Annotated in this window: 11 protein-coding genes; all 11 read right to left on the bottom strand. The window is 56.4% G+C overall.

The window, feature by feature from the left end; genetic code table 11:
• Positions 1-5: 5 nt before the first annotated feature.
• Positions 6-1,280 (bottom strand): histidine--tRNA ligase, encoded by a 1,275-nt coding sequence (gene hisS, locus ACOTX2_RS20335; protein ID WP_022649001.1) that lies wholly within the window; start codon positions 1,278-1,280, stop codon positions 6-8.
• An 81-nt stretch (positions 1,281-1,361) separates the two neighbouring features.
• Complete coding sequence (ispG, locus tag ACOTX2_RS20330; protein WP_003860619.1) at positions 1,362-2,480, bottom strand: flavodoxin-dependent (E)-4-hydroxy-3-methylbut-2-enyl-diphosphate synthase; 1,119 nt, start codon at positions 2,478-2,480, stop codon at positions 1,362-1,364.
• A 26-nt stretch (positions 2,481-2,506) separates the two neighbouring features.
• Complete coding sequence (gene rodZ, locus ACOTX2_RS20325) at positions 2,507-3,517, bottom strand: cytoskeleton protein RodZ (protein ID WP_063148292.1); 1,011 nt, start codon at positions 3,515-3,517, stop codon at positions 2,507-2,509.
• A 291-nt stretch (positions 3,518-3,808) separates the two neighbouring features.
• The gene (locus ACOTX2_RS20320; protein ID WP_003860623.1) at positions 3,809-4,975 is read right to left on the bottom strand and encodes a bifunctional tRNA (adenosine(37)-C2)-methyltransferase TrmG/ribosomal RNA large subunit methyltransferase RlmN; all 1,167 of its coding nucleotides are present in this window, start codon (positions 4,973-4,975) and stop codon (positions 3,809-3,811) included.
• A gap of 147 nt (positions 4,976-5,122) precedes the next feature.
• A complete protein-coding gene (ndk, locus tag ACOTX2_RS20315) occupies positions 5,123-5,554 on the bottom strand; it encodes a nucleoside-diphosphate kinase (RefSeq protein WP_003860625.1) in 432 nt (143 codons plus the stop codon).
• Positions 5,555-5,678: 124 nt separating this feature from the next.
• Positions 5,679-6,554, bottom strand: coding sequence for a 4Fe-4S binding protein (locus tag ACOTX2_RS20310; RefSeq protein WP_063148291.1), 876 nt, complete (start codon positions 6,552-6,554; stop codon positions 5,679-5,681).
• Positions 6,554-7,333 (bottom strand): dimethyl sulfoxide reductase anchor subunit family protein, encoded by a 780-nt coding sequence (locus tag ACOTX2_RS20305; protein WP_032623777.1) that lies wholly within the window; start codon positions 7,331-7,333, stop codon positions 6,554-6,556. The genes ACOTX2_RS20310 and ACOTX2_RS20305 overlap by 1 nt, the downstream gene beginning before the upstream one ends.
• Positions 7,326-7,955, bottom strand: a complete 630-nt coding sequence (locus ACOTX2_RS20300) for a DMSO/selenate family reductase complex B subunit (RefSeq protein WP_022649006.1) — start codon at positions 7,953-7,955, stop codon at positions 7,326-7,328. The genes ACOTX2_RS20305 and ACOTX2_RS20300 overlap by 8 nt, the downstream gene beginning before the upstream one ends.
• Positions 7,952-10,288 carry a DMSO/selenate family reductase complex A subunit gene (locus tag ACOTX2_RS20295; protein ID WP_063148290.1) on the bottom strand — a complete coding sequence of 779 codons (2,337 nt, stop codon included), beginning with the start codon at positions 10,286-10,288 and terminating at the stop codon, positions 7,952-7,954. The genes ACOTX2_RS20300 and ACOTX2_RS20295 overlap by 4 nt, the downstream gene beginning before the upstream one ends.
• Before the next feature lie 88 nt (positions 10,289-10,376).
• Positions 10,377-12,704, bottom strand: coding sequence for a peptidoglycan glycosyltransferase PbpC (pbpC, locus tag ACOTX2_RS20290; RefSeq protein ID WP_063148289.1), 2,328 nt, complete (start codon positions 12,702-12,704; stop codon positions 10,377-10,379).
• Position 12,705: 1 nt separating this feature from the next.
• The gene (locus ACOTX2_RS20285; RefSeq protein ID WP_063148288.1) at positions 12,706-17,658 is read right to left on the bottom strand and encodes an alpha-2-macroglobulin family protein; all 4,953 of its coding nucleotides are present in this window, start codon (positions 17,656-17,658) and stop codon (positions 12,706-12,708) included.
• Positions 17,659-17,866 lie beyond the last annotated feature (208 nt).

Genomic DNA, 17,866 nt, shown 5'->3' with positions numbered 1-17,866 from the left:
TCTCCTTAGCCCAATAGAGTGCGCAAGTGCGCCGCAACGCCATCCTGCGTTACCGTAGTTTGCTCACCAGAGCGCAGGTCTTTAACCACCACTTCGCCGTTGGCCACTTCGGACTCACCCAGCACCAGTGCAATACTTGCGCCCCACTTATCGGCACGAGCAAACTGTTTTTTAAAGTTGCCGCCGCCGTGGTTGGTCATCAGCTTTACGTCCGGCAGCGCATCGCGCACGCGTTCGGCAAGCTGCATCGCCGCAGACTGCGTATCCGCACCTGAGGCCACCAGGTATATATCGACAACAGGATCGGCTTTAAATTCCGGATTAACTGCCTGAACCAGCAAAACAAGTCGCTCAAGGCCCATCGCGAAGCCTACAGCCGGTGCTGCGCGACCACCCAGTTGCTCGACCAGTCCGTCATAACGACCGCCAGCACAGACGGTGCCCTGCGAACCGAGGCTGGTGGTGACCCACTCAAATACGGTGCGGTTGTAGTAGTCCAGACCGCGCACCAGACGCTGGTTAACGGTATAAGCAATGCCCGCCGCTTCAAGCAGCTTGCACAGGCCAGCAAAGTGTTCGCGGGAATCCTCATCCAGGTAGTCACCCAGCGCTGGCGCATCGTTCAGCAGCGCCTGTACGTCAGGATTTTTGGAATCGAGTACGCGCAGCGGGTTGCTGTACATACGACGCTTACAGTCTTCGTCGAGCTTCTCTTTGTGTTGTTCCAGGAACGCCACCAGCGCATCGCGATAGTTCGCACGCGCTTCCAGAGAACCGATAGAGTTCAGCTCCAGGGATACGTGCTCAGAAATACCGAGCGCACGCCACCAGCGGGCAGTCAGCATAATCAGTTCGGCATCGATATCTGGTCCTTGCAGACCAAACACTTCCACGCCAAGCTGGTTGAACTGACGGTAGCGGCCTTTTTGCGGACGTTCGTGGCGGAACATCGGGCCGATATACCACAGGCGCTGCTCCTGATTGTACAGGAGACCATGTTCGATGCCGGCGCGTACGCAACCCGCCGTCCCCTCAGGACGCAGGGTCAGGCTGTCGCCGTTGCGGTCCTCAAAGGTATACATCTCTTTTTCAACCACGTCGGTTACTTCGCCGATCGCGCGTTTGAATAACGGGGTCTGCTCTACAATCGGCAAACGAATTTCGCTGTAACCGTAGCTGCCGAGCACCTGCTTCAGTGTGCCTTCAATGCGCTGCCAGATGGCGGTTTCGCCAGGCAGATAATCGTTCATGCCGCGGATGGCTTGAATGTTTTTTGCCACGTTTATTCTCTTTCTATATACAAAAAAGAACCCAAAGAATGGGTTCAATCATACATGGGAAGCAGCCTGCTTCCCATCACGTTATTTTTCAACCTGCTGAACGCTGATGCGCTGCGCTTCGTCCATCATCGTCGCTTTTGCGCGAATGCGGGCTTCAAGCTGGTCGATCATATCACTATTATCCAGACGATCTTTACGAACGCCATCTTCATAGAGACCACTTTTCTTGTTACCGCCGGTAACGCCCAGCGTGGACACCAGCGCTTCACCCGGACCGTTCACCACGCAGCCGATGATGGAAACGTCCATCGGGGTGATGATGTCTTCCAGACGCTGCTCCAGGGCATTGACGGTGCCGATCACGTCAAACTCCTGACGTGAACAGGTTGGGCAGGCAATGAAGTTGATCCCACGCGCGCGGATACGCAGTGATTTCAGGATGTCGAAACCGACTTTGATCTCTTCCACCGGATCGGCGGCCAGGGAGACGCGTAACGTGTCACCGATGCCTTCAGAGAGCAGCAGGCCGAGACCAATTGCCGATTTTACTGAGCCGCTGCGCAGACCGCCCGCCTCGGTGATGCCAAGGTGCAGCGGCTGATCGATCTGTTTTGCCAGCAGACGATACGATTCAACGGCCAGGAAAACGTCAGACGCTTTCACGCTCACTTTGAACTGATCGAAGTTAAGGCGATCCAGATGATCAACGTGACGCATGGCGGATTCGAGCAGCGCCTGCGGCGTCGGCTCACCGTACTTTTCCTGGAGATCTTTTTCCAGAGAGCCAGCGTTTACGCCGATACGGATTGGAATGTTTTTGTCGCGGGCGCAGTCAACCACCATGCGAATGCGCTCTTCGTTGCCGATGTTGCCTGGGTTAATACGCAGACAATCGACACCGTATTCAGCGACTTTCAGCGCGATACGGTAATCGAAGTGAATATCGGCAACCAGCGGAACGCTCACCTGCTGCTTGATCAGTTTGAACGCCTCAGCGGCGTCCATGGTCGGCACTGAGACGCGAACAATGTCCGCGCCGACGCGTTCTAATGCTTTGATTTGATTAACCGTCGCTTCTACATCCGTAGTACGCGTATTGGTCATCGACTGGACGGCGATAGGCGCCCCATCGCCGATTGGCACGTTCCCAACGTAAATCCGTTTCGATTTTCTACGTTGAATAGGAGCCTGGTTATGCATGTAAAATCTCCCGCATTGCCCGTCTGTTACTGTGCTGCTGATTGTTCGGCATTAACGGTAAGACGCGCAACCTGGTTAGTTCTGATAAAGCGGCTCAGATCGACAGGTTTTCCTTGATACTGGATCTGTACCGCTGCCGGTGCGCCGATTTTAAGCTTGTATGGTGCCTGGCCCGTTAGATTTAACGTGCCATCTTTACGTTGCAGGCCGCTGAACAGCTTTTTACCTGTCGCGTCAGTCACTTCCAGCCAGCAATCAGCCGTGAAATTCATCACCAGCGCATTCGGGTCAATGGCAGGTGCCGCCGTACCCGCCGGGTCAGTTGGCAGTGACGCCGCGGTGTTATCTGCCGGTGCCGTTGCCGCAGGGGCGGTATCAACATTGGCCTGAGAAGGTGATACGACCGCGTTCTGATCCTGGGCCTGGGTAGCCGGTGCGGTATTCGCCGTCGATTCTGGCGTCGCCGCTGGATCGGTTGCAGGCGTGCTGGTTGCTGTCGCCTGAGGTTCGCTGGAGGTCGCAGCCCCTTCGGTGCTCAGCGGCACGCTTTGCGCGCCGTTAGTACCAGACTGATTAAGCTCAGCGGAGGACTGATCGGCCATGGTGGTGATCTCTTCCTGTTGCGCTTTGTGGTTTTGCCACCACCATGCGCCCGTCAGGCCGACAACCACGAACAGGACCAGCCAGGTAAAGCTCATCAGCCAGCCATCGCGTTTTTTACGACGTTTGCCCAGAGAGAAGCTCTGCATCGGCGCAACTTTTGCCGCACGCACAGGCGCCTGCTTCTCCATCATCGGCAGTAATTCGTCTTCAGGAATATGAACCAGTTTGGCGTAAGAACGGATATAACCGCGCAGAAACGTTGAAGCCAGATCGGCGGGTGCCTTATCTTCTTCAATGTCGCGAACGGTGGAAACCTTCAGGCACAGGCGTTCTGCAACGGCTTGCTGGCTAAGTCCGAGTTGTTCACGGGCGTTGCGAAGACGAACGCCAGTGGAGAGTGCTGCATTTTGATCGTGAGTGGCTTCAGTATTCATTCGCTACAACTACTGGTACGTGAAAATAAGGGTTCAGGTGCCGGTGAGTCACAATGCCACCCGCACCGCGAAACTTTAGGTCAGTTAACCTGGAACAAACAGTATAAGACTGTCGGGCCGCAGATGACAGCGCTGGCAGGCCTTCACGCTAAACTGTTGTTACGTCGTTACATACTGCCCGAAAGTCGTATGAAACGCACCGTAATTATTAATCAGTCGTGATGATTGTGGCTGGTTATTCAGTAAATTAATGCTTCACGGCGCAAAAAATGCGCCGTGTCTGCATAATAATCAAACGGTTTTAACCGCGATTGACTCACCCTGCATACGCTTACGCAGCGTACGTTTGGTACGGTCAATAACGTCACCCGCCAGCTGACCACAGGCTGCGTCGATATCGTCGCCACGCGTTTTACGTACGATGGTGGTGAAACCATACTCCATCAGCACTTTTGAGAAGCGATCGATACGGCTGTTCGAGCTACGGCCATACGGCGCGCCCGGGAACGGGTTCCATGGGATCAGGTTGATCTTACATGGCGTATCTTTCAGCAGTTCAGCCAGCTCATGTGCATGCTCGGTACCGTCGTTAACATGATCCAGCATCACGTATTCAATGGTCACGCGGCCCTGGTTAGCGTTGGATTTCTCCAGGTAACGGCGCACGCCAGCCAGGAAAGTTTCGATATTGTACTTTTTGTTGATCGGCACAATTTCGTCACGGATGGCGTCGTTTGGCGCGTGAAGGGAGATGGCCAGCGCAACGTCAATCATGTCACCCAGTTTGTCCAGCGCAGGCACAACGCCGGAAGTAGAGAGCGTAACGCGGCGCTTGGACAGACCAAAACCGAAATCGTCGAGCATGATTTCCATCGCCGGAACGACGTTGGTCAGGTTGAGCAGCGGTTCACCCATCCCCATCATCACCACGTTGGTGATTGGACGTGTACCGGTGACTTTCGCTGCACCCACGATTTTCGCAGCACGCCAGACCTGGCCGATAATTTCCGATACGCGCAGGTTACGGTTAAAGCCCTGCTGCGCCGTAGAGCAGAATTTGCACTCCAGCGCACAGCCCACCTGAGAAGAGACGCACAGCGTGGCGCGATCGTCTTCCGGGATATACACGGTTTCAACACGCTGATCGCCAACGGCAATGGCCCACTTGATAGTGCCATCTGAAGAGCGCTGCTCTTCCACCACTTCCGGTGCGCGGATTTCCGCCACTTCTTTAAGCTTATTGCGCAGCACTTTGTTGATGTCCGTCATGTCATCAAAGTTGTCACTGCAATAGTGGTACATCCATTTCATGACCTGATCGGCACGAAACGGCTTCTCGCCCATCTCTTTAAAGAACTCGCGCATCTGCTGACGGTTCAGGTCCAGCAGGTTAATTTTTCCATTTTTATTGGGAACCGCAGGAATGGCGACTTCGGAGGTATTCACTAATTCAGACATAATTTTTTCCGGCCTCGTTGTTACACGTTGTGGCCCTTGGTGGGTTGAAAAGAAACGCCCCGGTAAGCAGTCTGCTCGTCCGGGGCGTTGCATTGTACAAAGTCTGGCGCAGGGATGCCACGTTTGCACGCGGCATTTACGAAATTATTAGCGAGTGCGCGGGCACACTTCGCCTTCTGCAAAGAAGAACGCGATTTCGCGCGCAGCAGATTCAACAGAGTCGGAACCGTGGGTGCCGTTCTCGGTGAAGCTGTCTGCGTAGTCAGCGCGCAGAGTACCTGCCAGCGCGTTGTCCGGGTTGGTTGCACCCAGCAGATCGCGGTGACGCTGTACCGCGTTTTCGCCTTCCAGTACGGATACCACGATTGGGCCAGAAGTCATGAACTCGACCAGACCGTCAAAGAATGGGCGACCTTCGTGCTCAGCGTAGAAACCGCGAGCCTGTTCAACGGTCAGGTGCAGCATTTTGGTGCCAACGATCTTAAACCCTGCTGATTCAAAGCGAGCGAAGATGCTGCCAATAACGTTTTTTGCCACCGCGTTTGGTTTGATGATGGAAAAAGTACGTTCAATAGCCATTGATAACCTCTGTAAAATGTTCTGTTGTTTTTGCATACCTGAGTATGGTGTGGCGCGGATTATAAAGAGCAATAGCGCCATTGCCTATGGTTATGCATAACATTTTTTTAAAATGAGACGAAGATTAGCAACAGCTCGTATTTCGCATGCCGTACTGATGGTGAAAACAGAGCGGACACTGCTTTTCATCAGAACTAAATGACCAGAAATGCCGGTGGCACGTCAAACAAACGGCTTCATATGCCGGTATGGTCACGCTTTTCGCTGTCCCGTCTGTTTGCGTCACGTTTATCGCCGCATGCTGGCATACCGCTTCGCAGCCGCCACACCCCGTACAGCGTCCGGTTTCCACGACCAGTTCAGCGTTCTCAAACCGAATCGCGTTTTCCGTACAACTCCGCCAGCACGCGCCGCAGAGTACGCAGGATTCGGTATCGAGAGTTATCTCTGCCTCGCTAAACGCAGAAAACGCCCTGCGCAACTCACGCTGACCGGGCACGACGCAACAGGCCCGGACATCCTCACGGGGAACGTGCATCAGCGCACGCCGGGCGGTATTTACCTCGTTGACGGGTATATGTTTAAACGCCCACGCTGCTTCACCACGTCGACGAAGCGCAAGATTCAGCCGGGCAATCGCCAGCAACCAGTCAGGATACTGCTCCGCGTCGATACTGATAAAACGAACGTGGTGCTGCGCGTGCCACAGCAGAAGCTCATTCGCCCCTGGCGCACGGTCAGTAAAAGGCCCAACAAGCGTATCGCCACACAGAAAACGTTTTCGCGGCGTGATGCCGGTGATGGCTTCAGCGGGGCAGACAAACAGGCAGTCACCGCATTCAATACAGCGGCTGTCATCAACCGAGACGCCGGTGTCGTTAAAAGAAAAAGCCTGCACGGGACAGACGTCCGCGCAGGCGCAGCAGGAAGAGTGGCGAAAACGGCGACGGACGCACGCATGCGTCACGTCCATCGCCGGGGCAAAGGTTAATCCGCCCATCAGCCAATACTGAAGAAAACAAAGCGCAGCATTAGCTCACCCACAATCAGCAAGGCGCTGCCCAACAGCATTGTGCCTCGCGCCGCTTTTAAGCCGCCCGCAGCAAAGCACAGCATACCCGCAACGGAAACGCACCAGCTCAGCAGATGCACGGTTCGCAGTTGCTCCAGCATTTGTAACGGTGCGTGTGGGAACGTCACAACGGTGTTGTCCATAGCCGTAATATCTGCCAGCCAGACGGGCTGCATCACCAGACGTGCAATCACCAGCAGCGTGATAATGACAATCGCCGTTCGCACGCGAGTCTGGGAACGTGCCCCAACGGCCATGCAGGCTGAACCGATAATTCCCACCGAACCGATAAACAGCACCAGGGTATTAATGTGATGCCACGTCACCACGGATGCATGCATGTAGATCTGCGCCATGCAGAACACATCCACCAGCCCGACAAGACCTGCCACAACCAACAGCGGCTTCCAGCCTGGTTTTTTGACAAACATCAGCAGCGTTGCGAGGCCAAGTGCCGCAAGATAAAGACTGGCAAAGATAATCTCACGGCTCAGCCAGGAGCTGGATACGTGACGCAGCGCGTTGAACGCATTAAGTGGATAGCCCATGTGCAACGCGGAGGCGAGCAGACCGAGGCTGGCCAACACAAACGCTCCGGCAGCCGGCAGCAGCACGCTGCGTTGCGTGCTTCCGAAGGCCAGCCACAGCGTAACGCCAACCGATCCTTGCAGGAACAGCGTAAAAATCAGCAGCGGTAACTCATGCATGACGTTTCCCCTCTTTCTCTGCGCCCTGATGCGCTTTGATCACCAGGTTCGGTTTGGTGATGGAGGAATCAGGCAAGCCTTTCACATCACAGACCGCACCATACTTCGCCCGCAGTTCATCAATCGGCCCGAATTTAATCGCTTCGAGTGGACAGGTTGCCACACAGACAGGCTGTTCCCCCTTCGCCTGTAGATCCACGCAGAAATCACATTTGGACATCTGCCCGGTCTGCTCGTTGAGCTGTGGCGCGCCGTAAGGGCATGACCACGCGCAGTAGCCGCAGCCGACGCACTTATCAGTATCTACGCGCACAATACCGTCCCCCGGACGCTTATGCATCGCAGTGGTCGGACAGTTTTTGGTGCAGATTGGGTCGGCACAGTGGTTACAGGAGATAGAGAGCGTGTAGGCAAAAACGTTATTGCTGACGCCACCCTGCCCGGTCGGGATAAAGCTCCCGCCATTAACTTCGTACACGCGACGGAAACGACGTCCGACCTCAAGGTTGTTTTTATCTTTGCACGCCACCTGACATGCTTTGCAGCCCGAGCAGCGAGAAGAGTCGATATAAAAACCCAGCTGTTTGTCGCTTACCGGTGCGTAATGTTTAAACTGACTCATGCTTTAGCTACCTCCACCAGCATGGTTTGATGGGAATTCCCTTTCGCAAGCGCGGTAATACGTGCGGAACTGAGCACGTTCGCGCAGCCGCCCTTATCAATACCCTGCTCGTCCGGCTGCCACCAGGCACCTGCCTGCATGGCCACAACGCCTGGAATGATGCGCGGCGTGACCTCCGCCGGGATCTCGCAAATGCCGCGATTTTGCGCATCCTGCGGGTTGATCCACAGCTTTTGCTGCTGCGCCTCAATTAACCACGGGTTGGCGTACTGGGTGGAGTTAGCGCGGTTTTTTCCTTTCCAGGTAATCAGCTGGAGCGGGAAGCGTTTCGCCAGCGCGTCTTCCGGCCCTTCATGGGCAGGCACGTAGTGCGACAGCGCCGGAATTTCCGGGTGATGCATGTCGTACAGACGCTTCGAGAAGATCTCAATTTTTCCGGACGGCGTCGGGAACGGATGATTCTGCGGATCGCGAATGTTGTCTTCAAAGGCGACGAACGGCGCGCTTTTGAAAAGGTGCTGACGCGTCTTCTTTAGCGTCGCGAAGTCCGGCAGGTTTTCGTCAGGCATGGAAAGACGCGTCTGCTCCCAGATGTGCTCAATCCACGCTTTTTCGTCACGCCCTTCACTGAACGCGGGTTCGACGCCAAGCTTAGCGGCGACCTCCCGCAGCCAGTCGTAGTCTGAACGGCGTTCAAATTCAGGTTCAATGAGCTTTTCTGACAGGATCAGATAGCTTGCCGTGCCCCAGGTTTCGCCGATATTCCAGCGTTCCATAAAGCTGGTTTCCGGCAAAAGAAGGTCGGCGTATCGGGCGCTCGGCGTCATAAACAGATCGCTTGCGACGATAAACTCGATTTTCGACTCGTCTTCCAGGACACGGGTTGCCTGATGAAGATCCGGGTTCTGGTTAGCCAGATAATTTCCCGCCAGCGAGAACAGGATGCGGATATTGCTGTCCAGCTTTTCGGCATCCTTCAGGCCGACGTCCGCGGTGACCTGAGAGGCATCGTCGGCGGCCTGCACCCAGTTCATCACCGATATTTTGGCTTTGACCGGGTTGTCCGGCATTTCTGGTCCGGCGGCAAATTTACGGTTTGCGCAGCCGCCATAGCCTGCTGCCCAACCGCCTTTCACCCCGACGTTACCCGTGAGCGTAGCCAGCAACGTCGAGCCGCGCGCGGTGCGCTCGCCGCAGTTATGACGCTGCGGTCCCCAGCCCTGGATCAGCGCAGCGGGTTTGGTGGTTGCGTAGTCGCGCGCCAGTTGCCGAATTGTTTGTGCAGGCACGTGGGTGATTTTCTCTGCCCACTCGGGCGTTTTCGCCACGCCATCTTTTGCGCCGCTCAGGTAAGCCATCAGGGATTCATTGGCCGGAACGCCTTCTGGCATAGTGTCTTCGTCAAAGCCCAGGGTGTAGCGCTGAATAAAGTCGCGATCGTGCAGGTTCTCCGTGACGATCACATACATCATCGCGTCCATCAGGGCGTTGTCCGTGGTGGGAAGCAGCGGGATCCACTGATCGGCCAGGGAGGAAACCGTATCGGAATAGCGAGGGTCGACAACAATAAAGCGAGTGCCGTTTTGCTTCATCTTCTGGTAGAAGTGGTTGCTGTGACCAAAGATCGTTTCCGTCGGGTTATGTCCCCAGAGGATGACCAGTTTGGTGTCCAGCAGCGTGTCAAGAGAGCTGCCGCTGGCAGCGGTGCCATAGGTATACGGCGTTGCTGCCGCCGTGTTACCCATACTGACCGAGTGATAGCTTTCGAGATAGCCGCCGGTTAAGTTGAGCAGACGACGAACCATTTTATCGCCGGAAAAAGTCCCGCCGGACACAGCGGTGCCCACATGAACATAGCGTGAAGCCGCACCGTATTTTTGCGTAATAGTTTTTAATTGATTCGCAATAAGGGTGGTGGCTTCATCCCAGGTAATACGCTCGAATTTTCCTTCGCCACGTTTCCCTACACGTTTCATTGGGTATTTCAGCCGATCGGGGTGGTAAACAAATTTCCGATAAGCCCGGCCACGCACGCAGGCGCGCATTACGGGCATTTGCGGATCCAACGCGTTATCCGGACGCGTAGAAATTCGGGTCACAACGCCCTCACTGACGTGAGCACGAATATCACACTTGCCGCCGCAGTCAAACGTACTACAGGTTTGCACCACTTTTTCTTCAGGCGTAGTGTCTGAAACCGCCGCGCCCTGTGCCTGTACTTTGCCGGTTTTGACGACAAAAGGCAGAGCGGCGAGCGCCGATCCTGCCTGAATAAACTGACGCCGGGATATGGCGGGAATAGTCCCCTCTCCCTGATGTTTATTTTTTTCCATTGCTCGTTCCTTAAAATAAAAACGCATTCTCGTTTTTTTTCAGGAACGGATATTGATAATTATCAAGCTAACTCTTGAGGAGTAACACTTAGCGATCTAACTCAAAATTAACCGTCGCCGTTTGTCCTGTTTCATCTAATACAACTAACTGATATTTACCCGACAAATATAATTGCAGTGAATAATTCTTCTGATGTCCGTCCAGCGGTTCGCCATTCAAAAACCACCATCGTTGCCCCTCCCCGCCGCTGGTTGAAACGAACAGGGTCATGTTTTTCTCACCCGGAAGACGTTTAATTACCGCCCCTTCTCTGACGCCTGACAACATCAGCGGCGCCGCATTATGGTTATCCAGCGGAGGGCAAATCGCTGAACGGGCGGGGAGACGAGCAGCCCGTTTTTCGGCAGCAGGCAGCCAGGGCTCCAGCGGCAGCGGCCAGACATCCAGCACTTTTTCTGTCGCATCAGGACAATCCGCTGCGACGCGTTTGCCTTCTTTATCCAGCCAGACCGGGAAACGGATCCCGCGAATACCCTCTTGTTCCGGCAGCAGCAGCGTAGGCGGTTCACTGCCTTCCAGCAGCCAGGTTGACAGCCGACGCCGACAGTTTTCGTTCCCTTCAGGCAGGGACTGGCCCCCCGGCCAGCAAATCACGCCCCGTCCTACGCTTGCAGGACGCGGATCGCGCGGCAGACGGGCTTCATCCACCATCGAGCGGGACTGAAGCATGTTATTGACCTGATTCAGGAGCGGAACTGCGCTGGCGAAACCAAACTGCCCGGCAACGGGCGTGCCGTCCGGACGTCCGGTCCAGATTCCAATGACATACCGGGCGTTCAGCCCGATGGCCCAGGCATCCCGGTAGCCATAGCTGGTGCCCGTTTTCCACGCCAGCGGCGCAACCTGGGGCAGCGCACTGTCCGGCAGGGGCTGTGCTTCACTGGCGAGAATGCGACGAATGATCCACGCCGCCCCCTGCGACAGCAGCGGACGTTCGATCAGCGGATCGCCCGGCTGTAAACGCAACCGGCCCGCCTTACCCTGACGCGCAAAGGCACTGTAGGCGGCAGCGATATCAGCCAGGCGTGCGCCTGCGCCCCCCAGGATCAGGGAGAGGTTGGGCTGCGCCCCCGCGGGGAGTATGAGCGGTAATCCCGCGTTGCTCAGCATGCCTGCAAAACGTTTTGGGCCGTACGCTTCCAGTACCTGCACCGCAGGCAGGTTGAGGGAACGCACCAGGGCTTCGCTCATGCTGACCGGCCCATGGAAACCGCTGTCAAAGTTGCCGGGGCGATAATCCCCCGTTTTTCTTGGAACATCCTGTAATAACGAAGCGGGATGGATCAGGCCATCGTCCAGCGCCATGCCATAGATGAATGGCTTGAGGACGGATCCCGGCGATCGGATCGCATTGACCATATCCACGTGACTAAAGCGACTGTCATCATTGATATCTACCGAGCCTACCCAGCCACGCACTTTCATGGATGTATGATCCACGACGATCATCGCCAGTGAACTGCGGGCAGGCAGGCGCGATTTCCAGTTCATTGCCAGCTCTTCAAGCTGTCGTTGCAAAGCTGCATCCAGCGTGGTGACTATTTTTGTGTCGCGGCTTTTACTCACCATCATGCGGGAAAAGAGCGGCGCCAGCTGCGGCATCTGCCGGGGGGCCAGCCAGACCGGCTCTTCACGGGACTCTTTCACCTGCTTCTCAGACCAGACGCCCTGAGTCAGCATGCGGTCGAGCACTTTGTTCCGCGCCGCTTCGGCACGTTCCGGCCAGCGGTCGGGGCGCAGACGGCTGGGTGCCTGTGGCAGTACAGCCAGCAGCGCCGCGTCGGAATAGCTCAGCTGAGACGGCGGTTTGCCAAGATAAGTCCAGCTTGCCGCGCCCACGCCCTGCAACGTGCCGCCAAACGGGGCACGGTTGAGATACAGCGTCAGGATTTCACGCTTGGAGAGATGCCACTCCAGCTGCATCGCCCGCCACAGCTGACGAATTTTACCGCCAAAGGTACGCGGATGCGGATCCAGCAGGCGTGCCACCTGCATGGTAAGCGTGCTCCCGCCAGAAACCACTCTCCCGGCGGTGAGATCCTGCCAGGCGGCACGCAGTACAGAAAGCGGATTGACGCCAGGGTGATCCCAGAACCAGCGATCTTCATACTGGATCAGCGCCTCAAGATAGCGTGGGGAAACCTCTTCAATGGTAACCGGATAGCGCCAGATGCCTTCGCTGTCGGCAAAACGCCACAACGGAACACCCTGCTCATCCACGACCACTCGCGCAGGGTTGACCTCTTTCAGGGGCAACGGCCACACGCGGTCAGCGGCGACAATCAGCCCCCCTAAAAAGAGAAGCGCTCCCGCAAGCCACAGCCAGCGGGAGCGAATCAGGCGTGCTATCTGCATCTTACGGAACAACGATCAGCGGACCACTGGCCGACCCCGTTGCTCGCCACTGCGGAACGTACATGGACTCGACCATCGGAACAGGCACCTGATAGGTTCCAGGCGTAACGGCACGGGCCAGGTAAACCAGCGTGACCGGCTGACCTTCATTGACCGGCACGGCGGCCACAAAGCGATCGTCGCGGAATTCCATGTGCTGAATATCAGACTGTTGCATCTGATTCAGCAGGTTTTGCACTTCACTGCCGCTGTCCTGCAAGCTGGCGCTGCTGCTCGCCAGATTCTGGTTTTCCAGCTCCAGACCTGCCGGGAGCAGATCCACCACCAGCGCATCCGGTACGTTCTGGCTTGCCTTCACTTCCAGCCACACCAGAACCAGCTCACCGCTCTTAAGTGAAGAGAGCGACTTGCTGCTGCCGTCTGTCGACAGGATATGACGTTCAATCTGCAAGACGTGAGAAGATGGCTGGGGCGCATACTCCGGATAGCCAGTAGTGTCCAGTCGTACCCACAGCGGCGTCGTGCCGGTATTCGTCACCTGCAAGGCACCAGGCTGGTCGCCGTTCAGGTTTTCTACCTGCGCTTTATCACTGCTCTGGGTCTGTTCAGAGAGGGTGGTCGTTGCCTGCCACGCGCCTGACAAGGTTTGCAGTGAACGTCCAGCCAGGAACAGCGCATTGCTCTCCTGGGTTGACAGCCAGCGCTGGCTGAACGCGTCTTCAGATAACGCGTTCAACAGCCTGTTTTGCGCATCCGGCAGCAGCTTGTACTCTTCCAGCAGGGAGAGCATCAGGGCATTATCACGCAGCTGGCTGCCGTAATCCGCCATCCAGTTTCGGCTGTCGTTACGGGGTGTTTTGAGAGCCAGATCCAGCGCCTGCTGGCTGCGCGGTGTATCCCCCATCAGTTTGAGTGCCATGCCCAGCTGCATCAACGGAAGCCCGGAAGCGGCCTGAGCGTGACGCTCCCAGATTTCACGCAGTGCACCGAGCGGCGCTTTTTGCTGACGAGCCAGCACCAGCGAAGCATACGCCTGGACAGCAAATTTGCTGGCCTGGGTGTCGTCGCTGTAGCGGATGGACATCATCCCCGGATCCTGTAAATAGCGCAGCAGTCGGCTGTTGGCGTTATTCACCGCCTCGGCAGGCACGCTGTAACCCTGCTCCCCTGCCCGCACCAGGAAGTCCGTAACATAGGCGGTCAGCCAGTACTCTTCCGGGCCGTTTTTATCCCACAAGGCAAAACCGCCATCGTCACGCTGCATTTGCAGCAGACGGGAGATGCCGATATCAATGGCCGCACGGCGTTTATCGTCGGTGTCGCCTTTAATGCCCAACGCCGTAAGCTGTGCCGCGTTGGTGTAGAGGGACGGGAACAGGCCGCTGGTGGTCTGCTCAAGACATCCGTATGGATAGGCCTGAAGTTCACGAATGTAGCGCGCCAGGTTCAAAGGTGGTTTACCGCTGAGCAACAGCTGTCCCTGTAGCGTGGCAGGCGAGAAACCGTCGATATGCTGTGCTGGCGCGCTCCAGGATTCGCCAGGGTTCAGCATCGTGCCCGTATTCACCGTTTGCGCCGGGAATGCGGGGCGTACACCAATTTTCCAGCTCTTCTGCTGCGGCGCAAACGTCTCACCAGGGAGCTGAAGCCCCGTCACCTGAGCAGTTACTTCACCATCGCCATAGCCTTCCAGCGCGCGCACCGGAATAAACAGAGTGCTACGAGCGCCAGGCGGCAGCTTAACCGGCTCTGGCTGAGCACCTTCGAGCGACACCTTACCGGTTGCGGTTAACGCAATGTTCAGCGTTTGCGACTGGTCAGTAAGGTTGGTCAGGTCCAGCGTCAGGCGAGAGGTATCGCCACTTGCGAGGAATCGCGGCGTGTTAAGCTCGGTGATAATCGGAGCCGCCACAATGATTTTGCTTTCGCTGCTGCCGAAATCGTCTTCCGTCCAGGCCTGCGCCATCAGGCGCAGTTCGCCGTTGAAATCACCGATCGGCAGCGTGATGGTGCCTTCACCGTTGGCATCAAGCGTAACCGGCTGCGCCTGCTGAGCAATAATGGTGACATGGTTCACCGATGGCTTACCGCCGCGTTTCAGTTCATCGCCGTCTCCGCCAAAGCGCAGTGCGGCAAGACGTCCCTGACCTTCAATCACCTGGCCGTAAACATCATAGATGTCCGCGCCATAGCGCTTCTGACCGAAGAAAGCTTCCCACGGATCCGGCGTGACGTAGTCGGTAATGTTCAGCACGCCGCTATCAACAGCCGAGACCAGCACGTTCACCTTCTGTGGCACAGCCCCCTCTTTTACGCTGGCTTTCACTTTCACAGAAAGCGTCTGGTTCGGACGCATTTTTTGTGGGTTATCAAGTGCGATGCTCAGGCGACGATTTTCGTCCCCCATTGGCAGATGCAGCAGACCAACCGCGCGTTTTGGCGTGGCGGATTTAGATTTATCGCCAGGACGAACCACCAGCGTGCTGAGGTAGAGATCGTGACGTTTCCAGGCCTTATCCACCGGAATGGCGAGATCCAGACCGTTAACCGGTACGTCGATCTCTTTCCACCACAGTGGCCCTTCGCTGGATTCGATCATTGCATAGCCCTTGCCTGCGGCCGGCGCTGCAATATGCAGGTTGATGGTATCGCCTGGCTGATAGGATGGCTTGTCCAGTTTCAGCGTCACACGATCCGGGCGTGCAGCACCCGTGCCATCGCTGTTATCCTGCCAGCTGTACCCCGCCCAGAAGCGCACGCTGCTGACCATGCTATCAGGGGCTTTCACTTCCAGACGGTATGAGCCCCACTCCACCGGGAAGGTGACTTTACCGGTTTCATCGGCCTTGAGGTTAAGTTCCTGCTCGCCCTCAACCAGATCTTTTTGATCAAACTGAGACTGCCAGCCCTCGCTCTCGGACCAGTTCCAGAAGTAGTCGCGACGCTCACGGACCAGACGCACCTGCAGACCAGATACCGCTTTTTTCGCCCCGCTGGCATCGGCATAGACGATGTCAAAGCTGGCGTTGCCGTTCTCGTCGACAATCGGCTGGTTGACGGTGGTATCGGTGCGGTAGTCGTACACGGCCTTGCTGGCGAACTGTGGGCGGATCCCCGGAAGTTCAGCCGCAGGCCAGATAGCCTGCTCGGCGCGTCGCGTTACCGGACGCCCGCCTGATTCCAGCAGGCTGGCTTGCAAAATCAGTTGCAGCGGCGAGTGCACCTCTTTCCACTGGCTTTCGGTGGTAACCTGTCCGCGCCCCTGTTCGTCCAGCGTAAGCTGCACTTCATCCAGGCTGCGGCTCAGGTTCTCCTCGGCAATATCACCGAACTGGAAGCCAGGCAGTGCAGGCACCGCGTCACGTAGCGGACGCAGGAAAAGCTGGCCTTGCAGAGAATTACCGTTAGCCGGCGCGCCATACAGGTAATAGCCCACAACGTTAAAGTCGACATTATCCTGCGGGGAAACCGGCGTTTTTTGCCCGGTCAGATTCAGCGCCATACGCTCAGGCATAAAATCTTCGACGTGGAAATCCCACATGCGCTGCTGGTTATCGCCCGTATTCGCGCGAATATGCCACATGCCGGTCTGGGCGCCGCTATCGAGCGGATAGTTGAAGCGATAAAGGCCGTTCTCAGGTTGCACAACGACCGTACGCGCCACCTGTCCGTCCGGGCGCAGCACGTCAAGTTTTACCGGCTGATCGGGAAGCGGTTTGCCATCGCTGTCGCGAAGCAGGCCGTTCAGGATCACCGTTTCACCCGGACGATAGAGATCGCGCGGGCCAAACATAAAGAATTGTTTGCTGTAACCCGGGTTACCGGTGATATCAAACTCCGCCAGATCCAGCGCCGGAAGTTTGAGGTCGAGAAGCGTGGTCTGGCCATCTTTACTGGCCAGGATCAGCGCGGCTTCTTTATCGGTTTCCAGTTTCGCATGACCATCGGCGTCGCTGTTCGCCTCGGCCAGGGTCTGCCCTTTATCGTTCAGAAGGGTAATGGCCACACCTGACTGCGCCGCACCGTTTTCAAGACTCTGGGTGAAGATGTCCAGGCGGTTATGATAACGGTGAGCGGACAGCCCAATATCAGTTAAGGTAAAGAGCGTCGCGGCGTTACTGTAGTTATAGTGACCAGCCTGATTCATCACGGCGATATAGACGCCAGACTGCTGGAGCGGCTTAATATCTTTGAGCGGCAGGAGCAGTTTTTCACGCGTGTTGCGCGCCGGGTTGAGGTCGAAACGGCCGGTGTAGACCAGTTCCGCCATCTTCAGCAGGTTGTCAGATTCCCAGTTGGTCAGCGAGTTACGGTACTCCCACTGGCTGACAAACGAGGCCAGCGACTCCGGCTTAACGCGGTAGAAGTTCACGTCCACATTGTTGACGTTGAGCGCCATCACCGGCAACCCTTCCACCACTTTACCCGGCAGCAGCGATCCGCGGCTGGCGAATCCGACCGTCGGTTCAACATCCCGGGTGGTGATCGCTTTTTCATAGTCAATGCCGAATGTCGCTTTGTTCAGCGCCAGCAAATTACGCTCGACGGTGACGACCAGATTACGATTCGGCTCCAGATGGCGCAGGCGCAGCTCTTTCAGATTGGGGGCCAGTTCCCAGGCGCCGTCCACTTTGCCACTTTTTTTATCCACCACATGCACCGTTTTCGCAAAATCCTGGCTGGGATCCAGCGGTACAGAGAAGGTCAGAACCAGTGTCGCAGCACCGTCGAGTTGCACTTCAGAGGCATCCAGCAGCGTCAACGCCTTACCCTGACTCTGCGCGGCCAGCTTAGCCAGCTTTTCAGGATCCGGTTTTGCCGGGGTTTTCTGTTCTGATGTGGTAGACGCTGCGGGGGCAGCGGCCTGAGGTTTGTCATCGCTGTTATCACAGCCGGCAAGCGTAAAGGTGGTGAGCAGCGCGAGAGAGATCGCAGCTAAGCGAAACGGTTTCATCCTATGTCCCTGGCCTGAGGGGCCTGTTGGTCGTCGTCCGGATAAGTATTATCCGCAAGTTTCGTTAATACAAAAAGTCCAATTTTATAATCTGGAAAGCGCCTCGCAGAATGGCATCGTACTCGCATGCGAGGGTGGAACCGCGATCACACAGCGTAACGTAACATGTTACCTTTCGCGTCATTTGTTTTTAAAACAATAAGATAGC

The organism is Enterobacter cloacae complex sp. IR5412 (assembly GCF_049237385.1).
Classification (GTDB): domain Bacteria; phylum Pseudomonadota; class Gammaproteobacteria; order Enterobacterales; family Enterobacteriaceae; genus Enterobacter; species Enterobacter intestinihominis.
This window is presented reverse-complemented; position numbering and strand designations above follow the sequence as displayed.